Here is a 20,990-nt window from a genome sequence, read left to right on the forward strand (position 1 = left end):
ACTTGGCAAACCGTTCCCGCCCAAACTACACTCAAGATGTCGATGGAACGACCTTGATTTAGCGAGGCACAGGGAATGTTGGCTCATCAGTTTAAAATACTCACGAACACATTTATTACACTAGCATTTTGTACTCTGCCATCCTTAGCGGCACCCGAGAGCGAGCCTGAATTAGTATTAGAATCTCTGTCAAAAAGTAGCACGACTGACTCTCTACCACTGGGGACCCTGCTCGACAGTCAAGGTAAACCGCTGCCCATTCCTGCAGAGCAAAGCGCTTTGGATTATTCGCCTCCCACCGTCAATGTTGACAATACGTCCCCAAAAACAAAGACCAACAAGACGCAATCCACTAAGACTAAAAATAAAAAATTGAGTCGCAAGCAACAACTCGCCAGCAGAGATAAAGTCGCTAACGATCCTAGTTGCCGTTGGCTTGATGCGCGCATGTCACAGCTCGAAACCCAGATCGGCAATAAGCGAGAGCAAGCCGCCGACTACCATAGCGATGAGCTCAATGCTCGCAAGCAGGAGTGGCAATGCCTTAAATGCGGCGTAGAAGGACCAAACCCTGATGATTACCATCGCTGCCAATATCGCCGTTAAGCTTAAGCTAACCGCCAAGGGATAAAATCTCAGCTTCATGGAGATTTTTTGTGGCAAACCAAGGTCTATACCATGGCGACTTAATGGGCTGGTCTGCAAACCCATTCCAACCTACAATGACCTTCTGCTAATAAGCACCTCATTCTTAGAGTTAGACGGAGAAACTCATGGCTCAACATTTTGACTATATCTGCCTAGGCGCAGGCAGCGGCGGTATCGCCTCAGCTAACCGAGCTGCCATGCGTGGCGCTAAAGTGCTACTCATCGAAGCAAAACATGTTGGCGGCACCTGCGTAAACGTCGGCTGCGTACCCAAAAAAGTCATGTGGTATGGTGCGCATATCGCCGAAGCCATGAACCTCTACGCCAAAGATTATGGATTTGATGTTTCAGTCAACAAATTCGACTGGAACACCTTAGTAAACAGCCGCGAAGCCTATATTGGTCGCATCCACGAGGCCTACGGTCGCGGTTTTACCAATAACAAAGTCACCCTGCTGAATGGCTATGGCCGTTTCGTTAATGGCAACACGATTGAAGTAAATGGCGAACACTACACGGCTGACCATATCCTGATCGCCACCGGCGGCGCGCCAACCATCCCAAACATTCCGGGTGCGGAATACGGGATTGATTCCGATGGTTTCTTCGCCCTGCGCGAACAACCTAAACGTGTCGCTGTCGTCGGTGCTGGCTATATCGCCGTCGAAGTCGCGGGCGTGTTACACGCACTTGGCAGTGAAACTCACCTGTTTGTGCGTAAACATGCGCCGCTGCGTAACTTCGATCCTATGCTAATCGACGCCCTAGTCGATGCCATGAAGACCGAAGGCCCAACCCTGCACACCAACAGTGTTCCTCAATCTGTGGTCAAAAATGCCGACGACAGCTTGACTCTGCACCTCGAAAATGGCGAAAGCGTGACCGTTGATTGCCTGATTTGGGCCATTGGCCGCTCACCCGCAACGGGCAATATCGGCTTAGAAAACACCGATGTGCAACTGGATAGCAAAGGTTATGTAATTACCGACGCGCAGCAAAATACCACCCACAAAGGCATTTATTGCGTGGGCGATATTATGGCGGGCGGCGTGGAGCTGACTCCCGTTGCGGTTAAAGCGGGTCGTTTACTCTCTGAGCGCCTATTCAACGGCATGAGCGATGCCAAAATGGATTACAGCCAAATCCCAACCGTGGTCTTCAGCCATCCTCCGATTGGCACTATGGGATTAACCGAGCCAGAAGCCCGCGCGCAATATGGTGATGATAATGTGAAGGTTTACACCTCAGGCTTCACCTCTATGTATACCGCCGTCACTAGCCACCGTCAGGCGTGTAAGATGAAGTTGGTCTGCGCCGGCAAAGAAGAGAAAGTCGTGGGTATTCATGGCATTGGTTTTGGTATGGATGAGATCCTCCAAGGATTTGGTGTCGCCATGAAAATGGGCGCCACCAAAGCCGATTTCGATGCCGTTGTCGCCATCCACCCCACTGGTGCTGAGGAATTTGTGACTATGCGCTAAGCGCATGACTCAAGTTTTAAATCAGGCTCAATAGCCTGTGAATATTGCATTTTATCGAAGCGGTTCTGATATTCTCAGCGCCGCTTTTTTTATGTTCAACGATAAGCCATCAAGCCTATTTATCCGCTCTCAACATCCCACTCTTTCGCCCCAATTATCGGTTAAAAGCACAGGTAAATTTATCAGTATTCAAATCAATTTCTCTTGCTTTATGCCAACCGAAAGTATGCAAACTGGGCATTTCAACTTGATATTTTGCTAATAAAGATCTTATTATAGTTATAGCACTAACTATTATTCACTCTAAATAAAACAAGGAGGCATTATGTCAGCTAAGCATGCTGCAGATGAAAACCCCATCTCACAGATCATCCGTTCCACCCGGGAACGCCTTCATGGAACACTACAATATTTCTGCCTGTTCGCCATTCTAAGTACCTATCTCTTTGTCATTTTGAAACCGAGCTTCATTCAAAATAACAAAGCGTTAGGAGGAAAATAATCGATGAATTCCCTCTCTTACGTTTCATTGGCAATTTACTTTATTGCCATGCTCGCTATTGGTTTGTTCGCCTATCGTAAGTCGACCGATGATGTCTCTGGCTACATTTTGGGTGGCCGCCAAGTGAGCCCGCACGTCACGGCACTCTCTGCTGGCGCCTCGGATATGAGTGGCTGGATGCTGATGGGCCTGCCCGGCGCCATGTTTCTAGTGGGGTTTGAAACCCTGTATATCGCCCTCGGATTATTAATTGGTGCTCTAATCAATTATCTAGTAGTTGCCCCTAAATTACGGGTCTACACAGAGGTCGCCGATAACGCGCTGACGATTCCTGAGTTCTTCGCTAAACGCTTTGGTCAAGCCGATAACAGCATTCGCATTATTGCCGCCGCCATCATAGTGATCTTTTTCACCCTCTATACCTCGGCGGGATTAGTCGCGGGCGGCAAGTTGTTCGAATCCGCCTTTGGGCTGAACTACGACATAGGCCTAGTCGTTACCTTAGCCGTCGTAGTGTCGTACACTCTGCTGGGGGGATTTTTAGCCGTTAGCCTTACCGACTTCGTGCAGGGCTGCATTATGTTTGTCGCCTTGGTGTTAGTGCCTTTCGTGGCATATCAAGAATTTACCAGTGCCGACCGCATGATGAACTTTGCCTATCAGTCGATCCCGCATTTTACCGACGCGATGCAAAATGTGACCCTGCTTGGCTTAATCTCCAGCCTGTCGTGGGGACTCGGATATTTCGGCCAGCCGCATATTATTGTGCGTTTTATGGCGATCCGCTCGGTCGCCGACATTAAAACCGCACGCCGCATCGGCATCAGTTGGATGACAGTGACCATTATCGGCGCCTTAGCAACTGGCTTAGTCGGTATCGCCTACGCCAATAAATTTGGCATGAAGCTTTCGGATCCTGAAACCATCTTTATCGTGTTTTCAGAGTTGCTGTTCCATCCCTTAATCAGCGGCTTCCTGCTGGCAGCGATTCTCGCGGCCATTATGAGCACGATCTCATCACAGCTATTAGTCTCGTCGAGTTCGCTGACCGAAGATATTTATCGCACCCTCTCGAAGAAACAAGCGAGCGAGCAAGAGATGGTAAAAATGGGTCGTTACGGGGTCGCAGGTGTTGCCATTGTCGCAACGCTGCTGGCACTCGACCGCTCGAACAGTATCCTCTCCCTTGTGAGTAATGCGTGGGCAGGCTTTGGTGCCGCCTTTGGTCCGCTGGTGCTGTTTAGTTTGTATAAGGCTAACCTCACCCATAAAGCGGCGATTGCGGGGATTATTTCGGGCGCGCTCACGGTACTCTTTTGGATTTATGCCCCCGTGCTTGCCGATGGTAAGGCATTGAGTAGCTTAGTGTATGAGATGATTCCAGGCTTTATTGTCAGCAGCACAGTGATTTATCTGGTGAGCAAATTCGATAACGACCCGTGCGCTAAAACCACGAAGCAGTTCCATCAGGCCAGTCGTGTGCTGGCCGAGGAAAGCTAAGGAGGCGTTATGACAGACTCTCCCCGTAAACGTATCGTCGTCAAAGTGGGGAGCGCCTTAATCGCGCCCCACAAGCAAGGTTGCAGTAGCCATTATCTCTTGGGTATCGCGCAGTTTATTACTTACTGCCGTGTCCAAGGTATCCAAGTGGTACTGGTTTCATCCGGCTCGGTTGCCGCTGGTTGGCATCATTTTGAGGGCCAAGCTCAGCCCAGTGTCACAGTGAAAAAGGCCATGGCAGCCGCGGGTCAGGCGGATATGATGGCGACGTGGAATAAGCTATTTGATTTTCCCACCGCCCAACTGCTGCTGACCCATGGCGACTTACGTAATCGCGAGCGTTATATCAGTATTCGAGACACCATTTTTAGCCTGCTCGAACACGGTTTAATGCCGATCATCAATGAGAATGATGCCGTTACCGCCGACAAACTTAAGGTTGGCGATAACGATAATCTCTCGGCCATGGTGGCAGCTGCGGCCGATGCCGACACCTTAGTAATTTGCTCGGATGTGGATGGACTCTATGATCAAAATCCCCACGAACATCCCAATGCCAAGTTGATCAAACAAGTCACTGAAATCAATGCCGCCATCTATGCGATGGCGGGAGGCGCCAGCAGCGATGTTGGCACCGGAGGCATGCGCACTAAAATCCAAGCCGCCGAGAAAGCCATCTCCCACGGCATTGAGACCTTTATTATCAATGGCTTTAATGCCGATTCCTTTAGCCAGCTGCTAAAGGGGCAAAATCCGGGCACCCTCTTTACCCCCTACGAAAAACCGATGCAGGAGCATTTGCATTGGATGACCCACACCTCGCAAGCGCAGGGCGAAGTGATCGTCGAGGATGATTTTGACCTCGCACTCGATCAGCACAGCGAGCAATTAACCAGCGATGATGTGGTTGAAGTAAAAGGGGATTTCTCAGTGGGCGACACCATTCTGGTGCGTAAAGGCGATGGCACTAAGTTGGCGAAAGCCAAATCCAACTACAGCAGTTGTCTACTGAGTTTTATTACCGAGCAGGATGATCAGGCGTTTGCCAGTGAATTCCAGCAAAAAACCGGCCCCATCATTTCCGATAAGAATATCGCCATTCTTAAATCCATTTGAGTGGAGAAACTATGAGCCTAATTAAACAAATATCTGCCGATGCTGCCCATGCGGCCCGCACACTCGCCCAACTCGATGAGTCGTTAAAAAACACCGTATTACTGGATATGGCGCGCTCATTAAGGGAAAAAACCTATGAAATCCAAAGCGCGAACCTGATTGATGTGCACCGAGCGACTCAGGATAACTTAAGCCCTGCAATGGTCGATCGCCTCACGCTGAACCAGCATCGTATCGAGGCAATGGCGCAAGGAATCGAAACCATCGCCGCCCTGCCCGATCCCGTTGGACGCGAGCGTTTTATTGGTAAACGGCCTAATGGCTTATCCATCAGTAAGATGCGTGTGCCACTCGGCGTCGTGTGTATGATTTATGAGGCGCGCCCTAATGTCACCGCCGATGCAGGCGCCCTGTGCTTTAAATCCGGCAATGCGGTGATCCTGCGTGGCGGTAAAGAAGCGCTACACACCAGCCAAGTGATCGCCAGCATTTTACAGGCGGTACTGACTGCCTATGGATTGCCTAAGGCTTTAATCAGCGTGATCCCAAATCCTGACCGCGCCCTGATGCTCGAACTGATGCAGCAGCGGGAATTTATCGATGTGATCATCCCTCGCGGTGGTGAAGGACTGATTAATTACGTCACTGAAAACAGTAGCATTCCGGTTATTCAGCACTTTAAAGGCGTGTGCCATTTATATGTGGATAAAGACGCCAATCAAGATATCGCCTTGGATTTGCTGCTCAATGGTAAAACCCAACGCACTGGCGTATGCAACGCCCTAGAAGGCTTGTTAGTGCATAAGGATATCGCGCCGCGATTCTTGCCCCGCGTCGCCAAAGCACTGGCCGAGCATCAAGTAAAAATCAACGCATGCCCTCCGGCAGCCGCGTATTTCGACGCCTGCACTTATATGGCAGAAGAGGATTTTGGCCAAGAATACTTGGACTTAGAAATCGCCATTCGCCAAGTCGACAGTTTTGAGGTCGCCACCCAACATATCGCTAAATTCGGCAGCCACCATACAGAGGTGATTTGCACCGACAATGAACTCACCGCCGCCCGCTTTCAACGCGCAGTGGATGCGTCAGTCGTTATGGTGAATGCCTCATCGCGCTTTTCCGATGGTAGCGAACTCGGCCTCGGCGCCGAAATCGGCATAGCCACCACTAAGCTACATGCCTACGGCCCCATGGGACTCGAAGCCTTAACCACTGAAAAATATCTGGTTTCAGGCACAGGACAGATTAGGGCTTAGCGATTACTTAGGCGATTTAATTCACTAAATAATAAAGCCCCAAAGTGTCTGTTTGGGGCTTTGGCTGAAGCTTTATCTTACTGGTCAAAAGATACAGCTAATTCAACCCAGTTTTTATAGTCAATTTTATTTGCTGAGAGCTTTATCAAACCAATCTTATATAATAAAAAAATTTTCTCTGTATGATTTGTTGTTATTTGATAATCATAACTCAGACTTTCAAATATCTCTTTTCTATCATCTACACAAAACTTATTCATGTCAGACAAAATCATTGCCAATCTAGAACTAAATCTTGCACAATTACTATTTTCATTCTCTCTTGCAAAAAAATCGCCATTAGCACCATATAAAACAAAAAAACTATCTATCTTATAGCCAATTCTATCTATTAAATTATCGAAGTGAGTATAATTAGTACTTGTTGTATCTAACCAATCTGCATAAAGATAATAATGCTTATCTCTCAAAACAAATAAGATTAATAACAAGTAAGGATTTAATGTTTTGGCTGTATTACTTAAAACAGCTAAAAACTTATCAGTTAACTGTTCAGTTTCCCTTAGTGATAGTCTAAATCTATCCGCCACAATCGACACCACATTAGTGAAGTCATCTAATTCCGCTAGGCTAGGAACGTATTCCTTCCATTTTGGATTGTAAGTGACTTTGCTTTCTGCAATGCGGCTTACAAATTCATAACGAGAAAGCTCGGTTAACGAGTAACGACGTCTAAAGAACCGACCTAAATAGGTTTGAGCATCAAAGCCTTCACCATAAACAGCTTTCACCGCATGCTGTAATTGTTCAGTATCTGTCGCCACGATAAAGGCAATGTTATCTAATTCAAAAAAGTGTTTAACAACTTCCAACATTTCTACGGCATAGCTAGGTCGACAGCGGTCAAGCTCATCAATAAAGATAAAAGCTGGCACTTTTAAAGCACCTTGCTTATGTGCAATAACTGCAGTAATTAATTCTTTAATTTCGTTTCGCAAATATTCGACTGACTGCAATTTATCGTTGTGGTCCTTCACTAAGCATTGTGCAATTTCCGCACCTGACTCGCCGAAAATATCCGATGAACCTTTGCCGTCACTTTTATTTTCAGACGATATTTTATCTTCGTCTTCGATTGAAACATCATCAAGATTCAAACCAGTTGCCTTCTTCACCAATCCTTTGAGCAAAGCAGGTGCTGCGGCCTTGATAAAACGAGCAGATTTCTTGGCAATATTAACTACAGCTTTATTTTCAGGAGGCAGTTGCTCACTTAAAGCATTTATCAAAGATGAAATAACGGTAAGCATAGGATCATCAGAGTAATCCTGCTTCCATGCATCAATGTAAACAACAGGGTGCGTATCTTTAATGCTCTCAATCCAGCGATTAATAAAGTAGGTTTTACCCGAGCCCCACTTCGCATTTAGGTTTAAAACATAGCCACCATCGATAGCATTAATCGCCAAATAATTGTGTAAAAAAGAAGCGTATCTAGCGCGATCTAATGTATCTCTTGGAAATAATTCAGTTCCTTCAGCACATAACACGGGCTCTTTCCAGTTAAAATCTACAATATCATCAGACATAAAATCCCTTTTTATTAATCAGTTACTCATACTTCCGACATTCCGCAGCTAATTTAGGAATAAACTACCTCATAGAATCTACCGAGTAATTTGAGTAGTTGTGTTTGGTGATCTTGAAGTCCAGTGATGAACCTTTGGCCGTTAATCTCTAGCGTATCTATGCCTTCGAATTGCAAGAAGACCCAACGTGCCGTCGGTCTGGAGGTCGTCTTGTTCTTTACCATACTTGGGAAGAACGCTTCGGTTTGTGCGAGTTGTTCTCTGATTTTGTGTTCTAAACTAGCGTAAACAAGCAAGCTCAACGTCATTATCATTAGCAACGCTTCAATGCGCTCAGGCTTTTTCAAGAAGATGGAAGAGGTTAAAAACTCAGGGCTTTTTAGAAAACGGAAGCCGCGCTCGACTTTTTGTTGCGATTTGTAATGTGCTAGAAGAGCCGCCATGGTGAGTGCTTCATTGTCGGTGTCATTCGTCGCGAGGATAAACATGCCTACTTTGAGCTTAGCCAGTTTTACTTTTTCTAGGTCGGTGAAGGGGGCGGCTTCGATAAAGTATTGGTATCCTGTCGGTGCTTCATCTGTCTTTGGGCGGCCCGAATGAGAGTAAGTCGGCTGTTTGATGAGAGTGCCTTGTTCAAACCCAAGTAAGTCACATTGTTTCTTGAAATCGTTAAACGCTAATTCTGCGTCAACTTCACAAGCGAATGGTTTTTTACTTAGCTTTTCCAACGCTTTGATTTCTTTTGCTATGTTTTTCTCTAAGTTCTTGAAGAAAGTGATTTCTTCCCGCTTGGTGGCCTGTTCACTGTGAACGAGCAACCAACGTTGATTGACCTTTCCGTAATCCGAGTCTATCCAACATCCTGAGTAGCCATGACCGATAGTGCTTAATTGCTCTGGCTCTAGCGCAAGTAGTGCTTGTTTTGCGAGCTTGATGGTCATGGGGACACGGGTAATGAATTTTTGATTTTGCTCATCTAGCGAGGAGATGCTTTCTTCGGTGTACAAAGCGGCATCAGCGATAAAGTAACGACTATTTTGCGCGGCTTTTAGGCAATGTATGTGTCTTTTAGTGACTTCAGCGAATGCCTTGGCATCATTGGTGTTACCACTCAGTGCTTGCATGTAAACAGGAATACCTGCTTGGTTTTCACAGATGAGTTCAAGCACGACTTGGTTAAGCTCTGGCCTATGATCCCGACTATAACCTCTTACAAGCTTAATCACGTTGGTGTTTTCATCTTGTGCATACTCACCATCAACGTGGAAGCTAGTGATATCAAGATGAACAGAATCGGTCGTCAAGCCCAGTTTATCAACAACACGCTCAGCAATAACCTGATAGAGCGCTGAGACATCGGCTTCGTATAGAGCATCTAATGTGCGGCCTAGTACATCATCAGTCAGGTGGTGTGCTTCAATGTCTTTGGCGAGTAGCTTAGATACAGGCTTGGTCTTAAAAAAGTCCGAGAACATGTGCAGTGTTCTGCTATGAAAGCCAAGTCCATTTAGGAGCATGGCCAATACCGCGTCACCATGAGAAACATTGTGGTCAGAATATTTTGGGATAACGGCATCTATCATCCGTGGCAGGCCAATTTCGTGACAAAAGGCGGCAATGAGACCAAGGTGATCTAAGCGTTTAATAACAGGATGGGTAGACATATTTTGAGACCGTCAAATAGCAGTAATAGATCAAAACTGTCGATCGCGGTCAAGATGGTGTCGTAGTTTTTATGAAAAGCTGATCGCCAGATCACACTATTTAAATTCTGGAATTAGCTGCGGAATGACGGATACTTCAGAATAAAGTCATAATGTGTGCACTATCAACTCAATGAGCAATACAGACAACTGAGTTCGCAGAGTTAAGCACTCTCGCGGCAGTGACCGTTGGCGGCATGGATGCCGCCGTCGAGCCCTCAGGGATGAGTTCATGGCGTGTCACTGAAGTGAGAGTGCTTAATCGCAGCCATTTACTAAACCCTATGCAAAACTTCGCGGCATAGTTTACTCCACCCCATCACACTGCGATTTACCCGCTTGATAACAGCTGGGTTGCCGTGGGCAGACGGCGCCGCGGGAGCAGATAAGCCGGGCATCATTTTTAATACCACGTTCAATCCAGTTGATATTCAATATTTTAGCCACGCTTACTAGATCGCTTTTAATATGCTTGGGAATCGCGACCGAGCCGCCACCTGACACACAGGCGGCTTTTAAATCATGGGCGATAGAGAGTGCATCTTTGCCTTGGGCTTCAATGGCCGGATTCAAATCGATACCGGCACAAAGCACATGGGGGTTACCCGCCGAGTCTTCGACCTTAATCGACTCGCAGCAGTAAATCCGTGGTTCATTGCCCACATTTAAAATCGAAATTTGCGCCGAGGTGCCGACCTTGGGCTCACTGATCATTCTAAATACCGCCCAGTGCTGACAAGGGTCTTCCACCAGCCGCATATTGCCCCAAGGCAGGGGAATACCATTGCCACGGTAAACGGCCTTGAGTTTGCCCGGCGCATAGGCATCAAAATAATGCCAATGGGGATAAGGCGATACGACCGTCATCCGCCGCATGGCGACCGAAGCCGACACTTGCAGCTGTTTATGCACCTCAATTTCGTAACCGTGGCGGTCGAGCAATTGTCGATACGGCACCTTAGGACATAACAGGGCTCCGGCAAAAAAGCTGGACTCAAAGTCGCGCCACGCATGCAAAATATCCTGCGCGTTCAGAGTATTAGACTGCATGGTTACTTCTTCATCCATCTCCAGTTTTCGGCCAGAAATCATCACACTCTTAAGCCCATCTTTGTTGTGCAACACACAATGACCGATATGGGCGGCGAGATCGTACTTCAGTCGACTGGGGCGATTTTTAAGGACTTTATTGATGTAAATGGTGCTGGGCGGCTCGAAGAAAGAAGTCACTAACTGATGCGAGCTTACGCCGCGCTCGTCGATCACTTCCTGAGGCGTACTATCTATCCATTTGATTTTTAAGCCTACGCCCTTGGCAATATCCAGCATCTCCTCGAGGGATAAGGGCATACGTTTTAACCCAACTTCTTCGGCGGCACGTTCAAGATCGGGGAAATGGTTTTGATGATGTTCCTGATGGGCGCGGATTAATAAGTGGGCGAATTGTCGACCCGAGATCCCAGTCTGGGATAGCATTTCAGGGATGGCTATTTGCAAAATATCATTTGAAAACAAAAAGCTGGGTTCGAGCGCCATGCCGCTGATGCCACCACGGCGGCCCTTGTCCGGCGTGATGGCACTTTCCTCGGGCACGTCGTCTAAAAACCAGTCAACGTCCTTTTGAAAAACCGTGGCAATCACGGCCAACATTTCGGCACTGGGTACGCGTTTTCCACGCTCGATCATCGACAAATATGACACAGAGGGCGCACTGCCCGCATCGACGCGGATGCAACGTGCCGATAAATCTTCCATGGTTAAATTGTTACGTTTCCTTAGGTTACGTATTTTTGTCCCTAGGAAATGTGACTTTCTCATCAAGCTCTGGTCATTGCGCATTTTGTAAAATTCACATTGTAAAATTTTTATTGTGAAATTGTAGTCAAAAAAAGACTAGACTACAAATTAAGCAATCGAGGCAGGTTATCCACCTGACACTGCTTAACCATTAACTCTGTCGGACAAACCAAATTGAAGACAAACGTTGAACCATTAGAAGTGAAATCAAGGCCCTAATTTTTAATTTGAATGTGTAGAGGATACAGCGATGAATATGTCAATTATCAATAGCCACCAGATCCAACCGAATCTAAACAGCTTCATCGCAGAAGAAGTGCTTGCCGTCGCCCAAGTGAACGTGGCCGAGCATGAAAAACTAGCCCAGGCGAAGCAGTTCCTCGACCGTCATTTCCCACTGGATGCGGGGTCGCACCAGGATGTGATCAGCTATGTGGTTTACTACCAACACCTGCTGGCATTTTTTGCCGACGGCAGCCACAGCGGATTACGCCAAACCAAGCAGTTTGTTGCCTTCAACGGCACTAAAGATGCGCCAAGCGCCATAGTGTTACAGGATCAAGGCTGCCATGTTGAATTGTGTTTCGACCGAACTGGCATGATAGGCGCGCGGGATTTAGCAAATTTGGAAGATGTGCAAATCGAAGCGCCCGTTGAGTTAGCCACCGAACCCACGGAGACACGCAATACCACCTCGCGCCACTGGTTAAGCCTGTTACATGCAGGAATGCCAAGCGCTAACGATATTCAAGACAAGCTGTTTACCGCTAAAGATGGCGGCGACTACAGCCTGCAACGTATCGTGAATCTCTAAATTCCGCGAATTATCACGGGAGAGTTGCCATCAGCGACTCTCCTTTTTAAGCCTCAAACCTACCTGCCCATTGAGACTCAATAAAATTGACTTACAAAATAAATTAAATTGATTTTATTGAAGCTGAACGCAATCGTTATAATGCCCGTCTTTGTCAGCGTCCCAATGCTTATTCGATTGGTTTATTCGAGTATCCATGCCTATATGGATGGAGCTTAAAACCCAAGATTGGAACGATAACACTCAGTCGCAAACCTAAGGCGTTATGAATTTTTCATCGATAGTCTCGCAACTTAAGCAACCCCATCGCCTTGTGTTTATCTGCGCTGCGCTACTGTGTCTCGCGCCTGTTATCTCATCCCCTATGGCGCTTGTGCTCGGTTTTACCTTGGCCAGCCTAGGTTGGGTGCCAAACGACTGGAATATCGCCGCCCTCACCAAAAAATTACTGTCCTATTCGATTATCGGCTTAGGCTTTGGGATTAACTTCAACGCCGCGATTGAGGCCAGCAGCCATAACCTCGGATTAATTGTCGGCTCGATTATTTTTACGCTGATCTTAGGCTTTTTGGTAACTCGCGCCTTAAAATTTGACCCGATCACAGGGCACTTAATCGCCTCTGGTACCGCCATCTGTGGCGGCAGCGCCATTGCCGCCGTATCGCCCGCCATTAATGCCAAACCAGACCAAACCGCCACCGCATTAGCCTGTGTATTTGTACTCAACTCGGTGGCTTTGTTTTTATTCCCCGCCCTCGGGCATTTGCTCGATATGAGCCAATACGATTTTGGCGTGTGGAGTGCCATCGCGATTCACGACACCTCCTCAGTCGTCGGCGCGGCCTCTGCCTATGGTGATGAAGCACTTAAAACCGCGACGACCATTAAACTGGCGCGCGCATTGTGGATTATCCCTATCGCCCTTGTCAGTGCGCTGATCTTTGGCGGCGATAAACGTAAGCTTAACCTACCGTATTTTATCGGATTTTACTGTTTAGCCATCGCAATCGCCCATTGGTTACCGCAGTTTCAACCACTCTACGACACGCTGTTTATGGTATCGAAACGCACCTTAGTTCTGTGTCTATTCTTGATTGGCGCGGGGATTACGGTGCAAAAAATGCGGGCGAGCGGCCCTAAGCCTTTGCTGCTGGGCGTGGTTCTGTGGGCGGCGATAGGTATTACGTCTTTAGGTTATATTCTTTATTTTCAATAGATTGGATTTTAGCCTAGCGGCTCAGATTGACGTGCTAACGCGGGATGCTTTATTCGGCGTTGGGTTTAATCCGCCAAGCCAACCCCAGTACGCCTAAAAAGGCGGAAAATTCGATCAGCGAGCGGAGTAATCCTGTGGTTTGCGTGGATGCAACCAAGGCAATAAGGCAAAACACAATCAGCAGCGAGTTTTTCAATTGCATCCTCCGACAAACTTAGGGGATGCTCATTATTGTTTAGAACCAAAAAGCCAGCCAATATCGATTTTCAATAACAAATAGCTATAACAACTAAGCCTGAGAGTTTAGCTTAAGCGGCTTTATGGGCGCTATCGGACTCGTTTGCCGCCAGTTCTTGGTTATGTTCTTGAATAAAATCCTCCATAAACCAAGCACAAAAGGTGTGGCGGCCATCCACATCGGCCTTGCCATAAATGGTCGACGCCTGTTGGCGCACGGTTTTCTCTTTTGTCTGTCTCACTTCGGCAATTTCTTTAAAACTCAGCCCTTTAAGCAATAAAAATGCGACTTGCTGCTCGCTCTTGGTAAAACCCCAAGTATCAAACTGGTTCGATACGGCTTGGCTGTATTCCTGTCTGGCGGAGCGCATTTGGGTCGACATATTGTCGATTTTTTTATCGGCATACTCGAGGCGTTTTGCTAAGGCTTTAACCTCGCGCGAGCGGCGAATTAAATCGTAACTGAGGTAGATGGCCCCGACGGCGGTGAGCACTAAGAGTATGGCTTCCTGCACTAAATGCCATTGCGGAATGCCTAATTGAATGTCGGAACTAATGTCAAAAAGCTTAAAGCACATGATGAGTGCCAGCAGACCAATAATGACAATATCCTTCATCTAAAACTCCTAAATAAAAGCAAAATCAATCAATTATTTTATGAGACATATGTACCATAGGCGGATTTATGATACAGGTCCCCGACGACTTTCAGCCGTCAATCCCTACACTGACAGCATTGTTTAATACCACAGAATCATCTCATGTCTGTCAGTTCGTCTTGTATCAAGTTATGTCTGTTGACCAGCTTAGTCGGCAGTAGTTTCCTGTGTCTTGCGGCGGAAGCCGAACTTTCCCAAGCGCTTTCGAGCAGCCAAGCGAGGTTGACTCATCTCACTTCGTCGAATACCCAAGCGGCCAATTTAACCAGCTCGACCTGGCTCATTGGCCTGCCGAGCATTAGCTTAAGTCACCTCGGGAGTTTGGATAATAGTAACAGCTACGAGCAGGAACTCTCAGTCAATTTGCCATTTAAATCGCCCGCGCTACACAGCAGCGATAAGCAAATAAAACAGCTCGCCGAGCAAATTCATCAACAACAAACGGCGCTGCAAGCCTTGTATCTCTCGGGATTATTAAGGCAAAGCCTGTGGGAATACCGCCAGAGCGAAGTCAAACTGGCACAGCTTGAGCGCAAACAGCAGTTGCTCGATAAACTACATCGCCAGCAAAAACAACTGACCGATGCAGGGGAATTGCCACTGGCCAACACTCTGCTACTGGAGCGGGAAAGTGTCGATATCGCCTTAAGCCGCGCCGATATTCTGCAACAACAAGCCCAATCTTTAGCCCTGTATCAACAGCTGACGGGCCAAGATCAGATGCCAAGCGCGATAGAAGAAACTGACCGCCCGCTTGGCAAGGGCGCCGAGACCTTAGCCCAACATCCCCTATGGCAATTGCTAAAGCTGCAACAACAGCAACACCTGCTGCTGATCCAAACTCAGCAAGCGGGTGAGCGCGATCCTTGGACCGTCTCACTCACAGCAAAAAATACCGCGGATACGGGCGTGGATGATCAGCAGTTAGGCATAGCCGTGTCAGTCCCCTTAACCTTGGGCTCGGCGCTGTCCCAGAGCGATTTATCCCAATGGCAACAAGCGAATACCGAGCAAAGTCTCAATCTTGACCGCAGCGCACTCGAGCTTAAAAACCAGTGGGATCAATTAGTCCGCCAGCAAACAAACCTCGTCGAGCAACAGCGATTACTCACCCAAGCGCTCGCCCTTAGTCGCACCATTACCGAGGAACTCGCCAAGGTAAAAGATCAAGATCAGGTGAGTTATGAAGTCTGGCTGCGCCGCTATATGGAGGCGCTCGACACCGAATCCCGCTTGGCGCTCAACCGCGTCAGCTTGCAACAACTGCATTCTCAACAACTCCAAGCCTTAGGAATTTCATTATGATGGCCAAGTACGGCGCATGCCTTCTCTGTTTATCCGCGAGTGTTGTAGGTTCGGCACAGGCCGAAAGCTTAGCCATCAGTGCCTTAGGCAATCTCGACCTCAGTTACACCCAACCACAAAGGGTCGCCAGTTATGAGGGCAGTCCATTGCCAGCGCAGGTTGAAATCCTCCCCGGCAATGATTACTGGATCAGCACGCCCGAGAATATCCAGCAGGTGCACTTTCTCGTCGGCCAAGGCCAGCGCGTCAGTAAAGGCCAAGCGATAGTCAAACTCACAGGGCCAGAAGTGTTCCACTACCTCGCCCAAGTCGAGGCCGCGGCGAGCCTGTATCAACTCGCCAAGAGTCGTTATGAGCGCAACAAACCTTTGCTCGCCAATGGCAGCATAAGCGCCGAAAAATGGCGTGAGATCAGTCAGGACTATTTCACGACTCACCTCGAATACGAGCATATGCAGCACTTTATGGAGCGCGTCCACAGCACGGATGCGGCTACCGACTCCTTAGTTGTCGCCGCGCCCGTTGACGGTATCGTTAAACTCAATGCCATCAGCGGCCCTTATATGGCCGGGGATCAGCTGTTTTCACTGGTGCCCAATAACAGCATCCGCGTCAAAGTGAATGTGCCGACGGGGCAGTCACACTCTCTATCGGCTATCAACATTAATCAATGCCATATCGCGATTGAGTCACTGTCAGCTATCGCCGAAGGCGCCTTTGTTACGGCTTGGTCATCAGCGGTGCCGCAGGAATGTAACCTGTTGTTAGGTCAGCAAATGACTGTGGTTCCCGAGTATCAAAAAGCCGTGTATTTACTCCCAAAAAACAGTGTGTTTAGTTGGGAGCAAGACAGCCAAGTGTTCACTCTGTCCGATAACCAGCTCAATGCGTTGACGGTCGATATTTTAGGTTCGACACCAGAGCAATATATTGTCGCCAGCGATCAAGACTTGAGTCAGCTGCAAGTCCTATCCCAGTCGGTTGCCGCGGTGAAAGGCATCATGCTCGGTTTAGGAGGCGAATAAGATGCTCCCCTCTGTGATCCGTTTTTCGCTCACTCAGCGACTCTTTGTGCTGATAGTGGCGCTGATCCTCATGTTGGCTGGCGCACGCGCTTGGTTTGCGATTCCCTTGGATGCCTTTCCGGATATTTCCCCAACCCAAGTGAAGATTATCCTCAAGGCTCCCGGCATGACGCCGGAAGAAATCGAAGCGCAGATTACGGTTCCGATTGAAACCGAGCTGCTCGGCATTCCGAAGCAATCGATTCTGCGCTCGACCACTAAGTACGCCATTAGCGATATCACCCTCGATTTTGAAGAAGGCACGGATATCTATTGGGCGCGCCAACAGGTGAGCGAGCGACTCACTGCGGTCTGGGATAGTTTTCCCGAAGGCGTGAGTGGCGGCGTGGCGCCCATGAGCACACCGCTCAGTGAAATCTTTATGTTTTCACTCGAAAACCCCAATCTTTCCCTGCTGGAGCGACGTCAATTACTCGAGTGGGAAATTCGGCCGCTGCTGCGCACAGTGCCCGGTGTTGCCGATGTGAATATCCTCGGCGGTTATGCCAAGAGTTTTAGCATCAGCCCCAATCCTGCGGCGATGGCGGCTGCGGGTGTGAGCTTTGCCGCGCTGCAACAGGCGATTGTGGAGAATAATCACAACGAAGGTGCAGGTAAGCTCACCATAGGTACAGACACCATCATAGTGCGCTCCGAGGGACGTATCGATGATATCGACGAGCTTAAACAGCTAGTGATCAAAGCCGATAATGCTAAGGTCTATCGCTTGCAGGATCTCGCCGATATCCAGATAGGTCACCTTGCGCGATACGGCGCCGTCACTAAGGATGGTAACGAAACCGCCGAAGCCTTAATCATTGCCCTCAAGGACGCCAATACGGCACAAGTGGTTAACAACATTAAGGAAAAGCTAGCGCAAATCAGCCTGACTCTCCCCGAAGGCAGCCAGATAAACACCTTTTACGACCGCGCTAACCTGATCAATACCGCTATCGAGACTATTTCCAATGCGCTATTCGAGGCCGTTGTGCTGGTCATCGTATTGCTGGCGCTGTTTTTAGGTAATGTGCGCGCCGCGTTAGTGGTCTCCCTATCGCTACCGCTGGCCGCACTGTTCACCTTTTTGATGATGGATCACTTCAATCTCTCCGCTAACTTGATGAGTCTTGGAGGCCTCGTTATCGCTATCGGCATGTTGGTGGACTCCTCCGTGGTCGTGGTTGAAAACATGGTGAATTTAATCGCCACTAAACAGCGTTTGCCGCGTTTACACTTGATCTTTCGCGCCACCAAAGACGTTGCCATTCCGGTAGTATCGGGCACGGTTATCGTCATCATAGTGTTCTCGCCACTGCTCACCCTCAGTGGTTTAGAAGGCAAACTCTTTACCCCAGTCGCCATCACCATAGTGTTTGCCATGCTGTCGGCGCTGGTGTTATCGCTGACTGTGATCCCCGTGATTGCCTCGTACCTAGTCAACGAAAAGGCCGCGAAAGAACCTAAGGCCATCGAAAAGCTCAAGCATCTTTACCTTGGCAGCCTAAAAGCCTGCTTTGGTTGGCAAAAACCTTTTATGCTCACCGCCTTTAGCTTGCTGATCGTCAGTCTGGGCCTGTTTAGTCTGGTGGGGAAAACCTTTATGCCGACCTTAGATGAAGGCGACATTATTCTCCAGTTAGAGAAATCCCCTTCGATTTCCCTCGACGCTTCCATCGCTATCGATAAACAGATCCAGCAAACCCTGCTAAGCCAAATCCCCGAAATTAAGCAGATGGTGGCGCGCACCGGCGCCGATGAGATAGGTTTAGATCCCATGGGACTGAACGAAACCGATGTGTTTTTAGAGCTGGCGCCCCGCAGCGAATGGCGTTTTTCGACCAAAGAGCAACTTATCGATGCCATCCGCACTGTGCTACTCAAATATCCCGGCGTGAACTTTAACTTTACGCAACCGATACAGATGCGTGTCTCCGAAATGCTCACAGGCAGCATTGGCGATGTCGCTATTAAAGTATTCGGTAATGATATCGAGACCTTAGGCAAGCTCACCGGTGAGATAGAACAACTGGTCACAGCCACTCAGGGCAGCGTCGACGTTAAGATGGCGATGATTGAGGGCAGCCCTTTTATCAATCTCACCTTAGATAACGAACTGGCCCGTGGATTTGGGATGAGCACTATGGAGTTTGCCCGCTACCTCAAGAGTCAACTCGAAGGCGTAGTCGTCACCGAAGTGCTGCAAGGGAAGAAGCGCACGCCCGTGCTTATCGCTAATAATCAGGCGCAGATCAGCAACATTAACGAACTGCAAAATCAGCTATTGGTGATGCCAGATCATTCCCTAAAACGCCTAAGCGATGTGGCTGTTTTGAGCTATAAACAAGGCCCTATCCTGATCGAGCGGGAACAGGGAAATCGCTTTTCGGTGATCACTACCAACGTCCAAGGGCGGGATATTGTGGGCTTTGTGGAGGAGCTTAACAGGAAAATCGCTAAGGAAATCAAACTGCCCAGCGGCTATAGCGTTAGCTTCGGTGGAGAGTTTGAAAACCAGCAGCGCGCCACCAGCAATTTGTTACTGGTGATCCCTATAGCTATCGCATTGATCACTTTGATTTTATTCACCACCTTCGGCTCACTAGCAAAATCGGGATTAATCCTTGCTAACGTCCCTTTTGCCATGATGGGCGGTATCGTCAGCTTGTATCTCTCGGGGGAATACCTCTCGGTGCCCGCCTCGGTAGGTTTTATCGCCCTGCTAGGTGTCGCCGTGCTTAACGGTGTAGTGATGGTCAGTTATTACGAACAAACCAAATACTTATTCGGTAGCCTCAGGGAACGAGTCGAACAGGGTGCCGCCCGGCGACTCAGGCCCATTCTGATGACAGCCACCACCGCCATGTTTGGTTTGATCCCCTTAGTGTTCGCCTCGGGCCCTGGTGCTGAAATCCAAAAACCCTTGGCCATTGTGGTGATCGGAGGATTACTCACATCGACCATTACGACCCTGTATTTACTGCCCATGTTGTATTTTTGGCTGGAGAAACGCCGATGAGCACGGAACAACTGCTAGTCCTGATCGCCCAAAACGATATTAAGGACGATATAGTCGACACCCTGATTGAGTTGGAGTTTTTATCCGGCTTTAGCTTGGGCAATATTTGCGGATTTAGCCGCGAGCACAGCCATTTCAATATCAAGGAACAAGTGGAAGGTTATCGGGAGTTTTGTAAGTTTGAGATTATGCACCCTGCAAGCCAGCAAAGCGCCCTGCTTGAAGCACTAGCAAAGGTCTGTAAACACAAGCCTTGCCGTTATTGGATTATGCCCATCTATCAAAACGGCACGCTTTCCTAACGATAAAGGGCATACAGAACCTGCTGTATGCCCTTTAAGTGAGTGACTACAGAATCGGTGTTGGACGACGCACTAAGTAACCACTGGCGATTGAGAGAATGCAGTAGGCGGTAAAGAAGTAGAATCCGCTCTCAAACTGCGCCTTGGTCTTGAGCATTTCGCCCATGCCACCCGAGGCATTACCCGCCAAAAAGGTAATAATCAGGGCCACCACAAACACATCGGCCATCGACCATTTCGCCAGCGCAGACACTAGATGATGAATGCGCCACTGCAGCGCAACCGAACTCACGCTTTGTTGTACTAACATCAGACTGAGTTTCACTGCGGGGATAATGATACTAAACAGCATCACCAGACCAGCCACTAAGCCATTGCCTGAGTTGTATAATTCGGTGACTGTGCTCCAAATACTGCGGGTTTGCTGTAATACTTCTACCTCGCCCTTGAGATTGTTCAGCCCCAACAGGCCACTGACCATATTCAACATGCCGCGGGCACTGTCGCGCCCCGAGTCCTCATCGAAACTTTGTGCGACCTGCTCAATCCCTTGTTCGGTGAGTTTGGCCTTATCTATGCTGCCATTGAGGCTCAAAATGGGTTGAGTCACGCCGGGAATTAACAGCGCCAAAGACAGCAGAATAACGAGAATAGGAAGGAGAGAGTTGCGTACACTGTTCATAACTGGGCCCTAAAAAAACTTTGGCCCAGTGTACGGCCTTTCCCCTTATCGGGGCAATGAATGGCACCTGACAACTTGGCAGATATCAGGCGCAACGGCG

The 20,990-nt window shown here is 48.4% G+C and carries 18 protein-coding genes; 12 read left to right on the top strand and 6 right to left on the bottom strand.

The window, feature by feature from the left end:
• The first annotated feature begins 75 nt into the window (after window positions 1–75).
• The 6 genes from N5E87_RS20605 to N5E87_RS20630 all read left to right on the top strand — a co-directional run bounded on the left by N5E87_RS20605 (window position 76) and on the right by N5E87_RS20630 (window position 6,506).
• Window positions 76–606: a hypothetical protein gene (locus N5E87_RS20605; RefSeq protein WP_172588788.1), complete on the top strand. Its 531-nt coding sequence runs from the start codon at window positions 76–78 to the stop codon at window positions 604–606.
• 167 nt (window positions 607–773) lie between these two features.
• Window positions 774–2,129, top strand: a complete 1,356-nt coding sequence (gorA, locus tag N5E87_RS20610) for a glutathione-disulfide reductase (RefSeq protein ID WP_109286687.1) — start codon at window positions 774–776, stop codon at window positions 2,127–2,129.
• A gap of 325 nt (window positions 2,130–2,454) precedes the next feature.
• A complete protein-coding gene (locus N5E87_RS20615) occupies window positions 2,455–2,631 on the top strand; it encodes a hypothetical protein (protein ID WP_023266152.1) in 177 nt (58 codons plus the stop codon).
• A gap of 3 nt (window positions 2,632–2,634) precedes the next feature.
• Entirely contained in the window at window positions 2,635–4,131 is a 1,497-nt protein-coding gene (gene putP, locus N5E87_RS20620; protein ID WP_279775827.1) for a sodium/proline symporter PutP, read from the top strand.
• A 9-nt stretch (window positions 4,132–4,140) separates the two neighbouring features.
• Entirely contained in the window at window positions 4,141–5,247 is a 1,107-nt protein-coding gene (gene proB, locus N5E87_RS20625) for a glutamate 5-kinase (RefSeq protein WP_279775828.1), read from the top strand.
• Window positions 5,248–5,258: 11 nt separating this feature from the next.
• Window positions 5,259–6,506 carry a glutamate-5-semialdehyde dehydrogenase gene (locus N5E87_RS20630; protein ID WP_069453940.1) on the top strand — a complete coding sequence of 416 codons (1,248 nt, stop codon included), beginning with the start codon at window positions 5,259–5,261 and terminating at the stop codon, window positions 6,504–6,506.
• 77 nt (window positions 6,507–6,583) lie between these two features.
• Here the strand turns inward: N5E87_RS20630 and N5E87_RS20635 are convergent, their stop codons facing one another.
• The 3 genes from N5E87_RS20635 to N5E87_RS20645 form a co-directional block, all read right to left on the bottom strand.
• Complete coding sequence (locus tag N5E87_RS20635) at window positions 6,584–8,095, bottom strand: KAP family NTPase (RefSeq protein ID WP_086902487.1); 1,512 nt, start codon at window positions 8,093–8,095, stop codon at window positions 6,584–6,586.
• 53 nt (window positions 8,096–8,148) lie between these two features.
• Window positions 8,149–9,759 carry an IS1634-like element ISSpu7 family transposase gene (locus tag N5E87_RS20640; protein ID WP_011787758.1) on the bottom strand — a complete coding sequence of 537 codons (1,611 nt, stop codon included), beginning with the start codon at window positions 9,757–9,759 and terminating at the stop codon, window positions 8,149–8,151.
• Window positions 9,760–10,104: 345 nt separating this feature from the next.
• Window positions 10,105–11,637, bottom strand: a complete 1,533-nt coding sequence (locus tag N5E87_RS20645) for a DUF3612 domain-containing protein (protein ID WP_039977616.1) — start codon at window positions 11,635–11,637, stop codon at window positions 10,105–10,107.
• A gap of 208 nt (window positions 11,638–11,845) precedes the next feature.
• Here N5E87_RS20645 and N5E87_RS20650 point away from each other — a divergent pair, with 208 nt between their 5' ends.
• Together N5E87_RS20650 and N5E87_RS20655 are read left to right on the top strand one after the other, a co-directional pair.
• Window positions 11,846–12,409, top strand: coding sequence for a malate synthase (locus N5E87_RS20650; protein ID WP_086902488.1), 564 nt, complete (start codon window positions 11,846–11,848; stop codon window positions 12,407–12,409).
• Between the two features lie 265 nt (window positions 12,410–12,674).
• Entirely contained in the window at window positions 12,675–13,625 is a 951-nt protein-coding gene (locus tag N5E87_RS20655; RefSeq protein WP_086902489.1) for a putative sulfate exporter family transporter, read from the top strand.
• 49 nt (window positions 13,626–13,674) lie between these two features.
• On the opposite strand, the gene N5E87_RS20660 is transcribed toward N5E87_RS20655, so the two are convergent.
• Both N5E87_RS20660 and N5E87_RS20665 read right to left on the bottom strand, forming a co-directional pair.
• Complete coding sequence (locus N5E87_RS20660) at window positions 13,675–13,821, bottom strand: hypothetical protein (protein WP_083758005.1); 147 nt, start codon at window positions 13,819–13,821, stop codon at window positions 13,675–13,677.
• A 112-nt stretch (window positions 13,822–13,933) separates the two neighbouring features.
• A complete protein-coding gene (locus tag N5E87_RS20665; RefSeq protein ID WP_011627653.1) occupies window positions 13,934–14,479 on the bottom strand; it encodes a LuxR C-terminal-related transcriptional regulator in 546 nt (181 codons plus the stop codon).
• A 144-nt stretch (window positions 14,480–14,623) separates the two neighbouring features.
• Between N5E87_RS20665 and N5E87_RS20670 the strand changes: the two genes are divergently transcribed.
• From N5E87_RS20670 to N5E87_RS20685, 4 genes are read left to right on the top strand one after another with little or no spacing between them, the layout of a single operon-like run.
• Window positions 14,624–15,826 (top strand): metal transporter, encoded by a 1,203-nt coding sequence (locus N5E87_RS20670; RefSeq protein WP_086902490.1) that lies wholly within the window; start codon window positions 14,624–14,626, stop codon window positions 15,824–15,826.
• A complete protein-coding gene (locus tag N5E87_RS20675; protein ID WP_086902491.1) occupies window positions 15,823–16,851 on the top strand; it encodes a membrane fusion-like protein in 1,029 nt (342 codons plus the stop codon). The genes N5E87_RS20670 and N5E87_RS20675 overlap by 4 nt, the downstream gene beginning before the upstream one ends.
• Before the next feature lies 1 nt (window position 16,852).
• Entirely contained in the window at window positions 16,853–19,906 is a 3,054-nt protein-coding gene (locus tag N5E87_RS20680) for a CusA/CzcA family heavy metal efflux RND transporter (protein WP_279775829.1), read from the top strand.
• Window positions 19,903–20,208 carry a DUF3240 family protein gene (locus N5E87_RS20685; protein WP_261730217.1) on the top strand — a complete coding sequence of 102 codons (306 nt, stop codon included), beginning with the start codon at window positions 19,903–19,905 and terminating at the stop codon, window positions 20,206–20,208. Before N5E87_RS20680 ends, N5E87_RS20685 begins: the two co-directional genes overlap by 4 nt.
• 46 nt (window positions 20,209–20,254) lie before the next feature.
• Here N5E87_RS20685 and N5E87_RS20690 read toward each other — a convergent pair whose 3' ends face one another.
• On the bottom strand, window positions 20,255–20,890 hold the full coding sequence (locus N5E87_RS20690) for a paraquat-inducible protein A (RefSeq protein ID WP_023266165.1): 636 nt from the start codon (window positions 20,888–20,890) through the stop codon (window positions 20,255–20,257).
• Between the last annotated feature and the right edge of the window lie 100 nt (window positions 20,891–20,990).

Origin of the sequence: Shewanella sp. GD03713 (assembly GCF_029843705.1) — a bacterium.
In the GTDB taxonomy this organism is placed as follows: domain Bacteria; phylum Pseudomonadota; class Gammaproteobacteria; order Enterobacterales; family Shewanellaceae; genus Shewanella.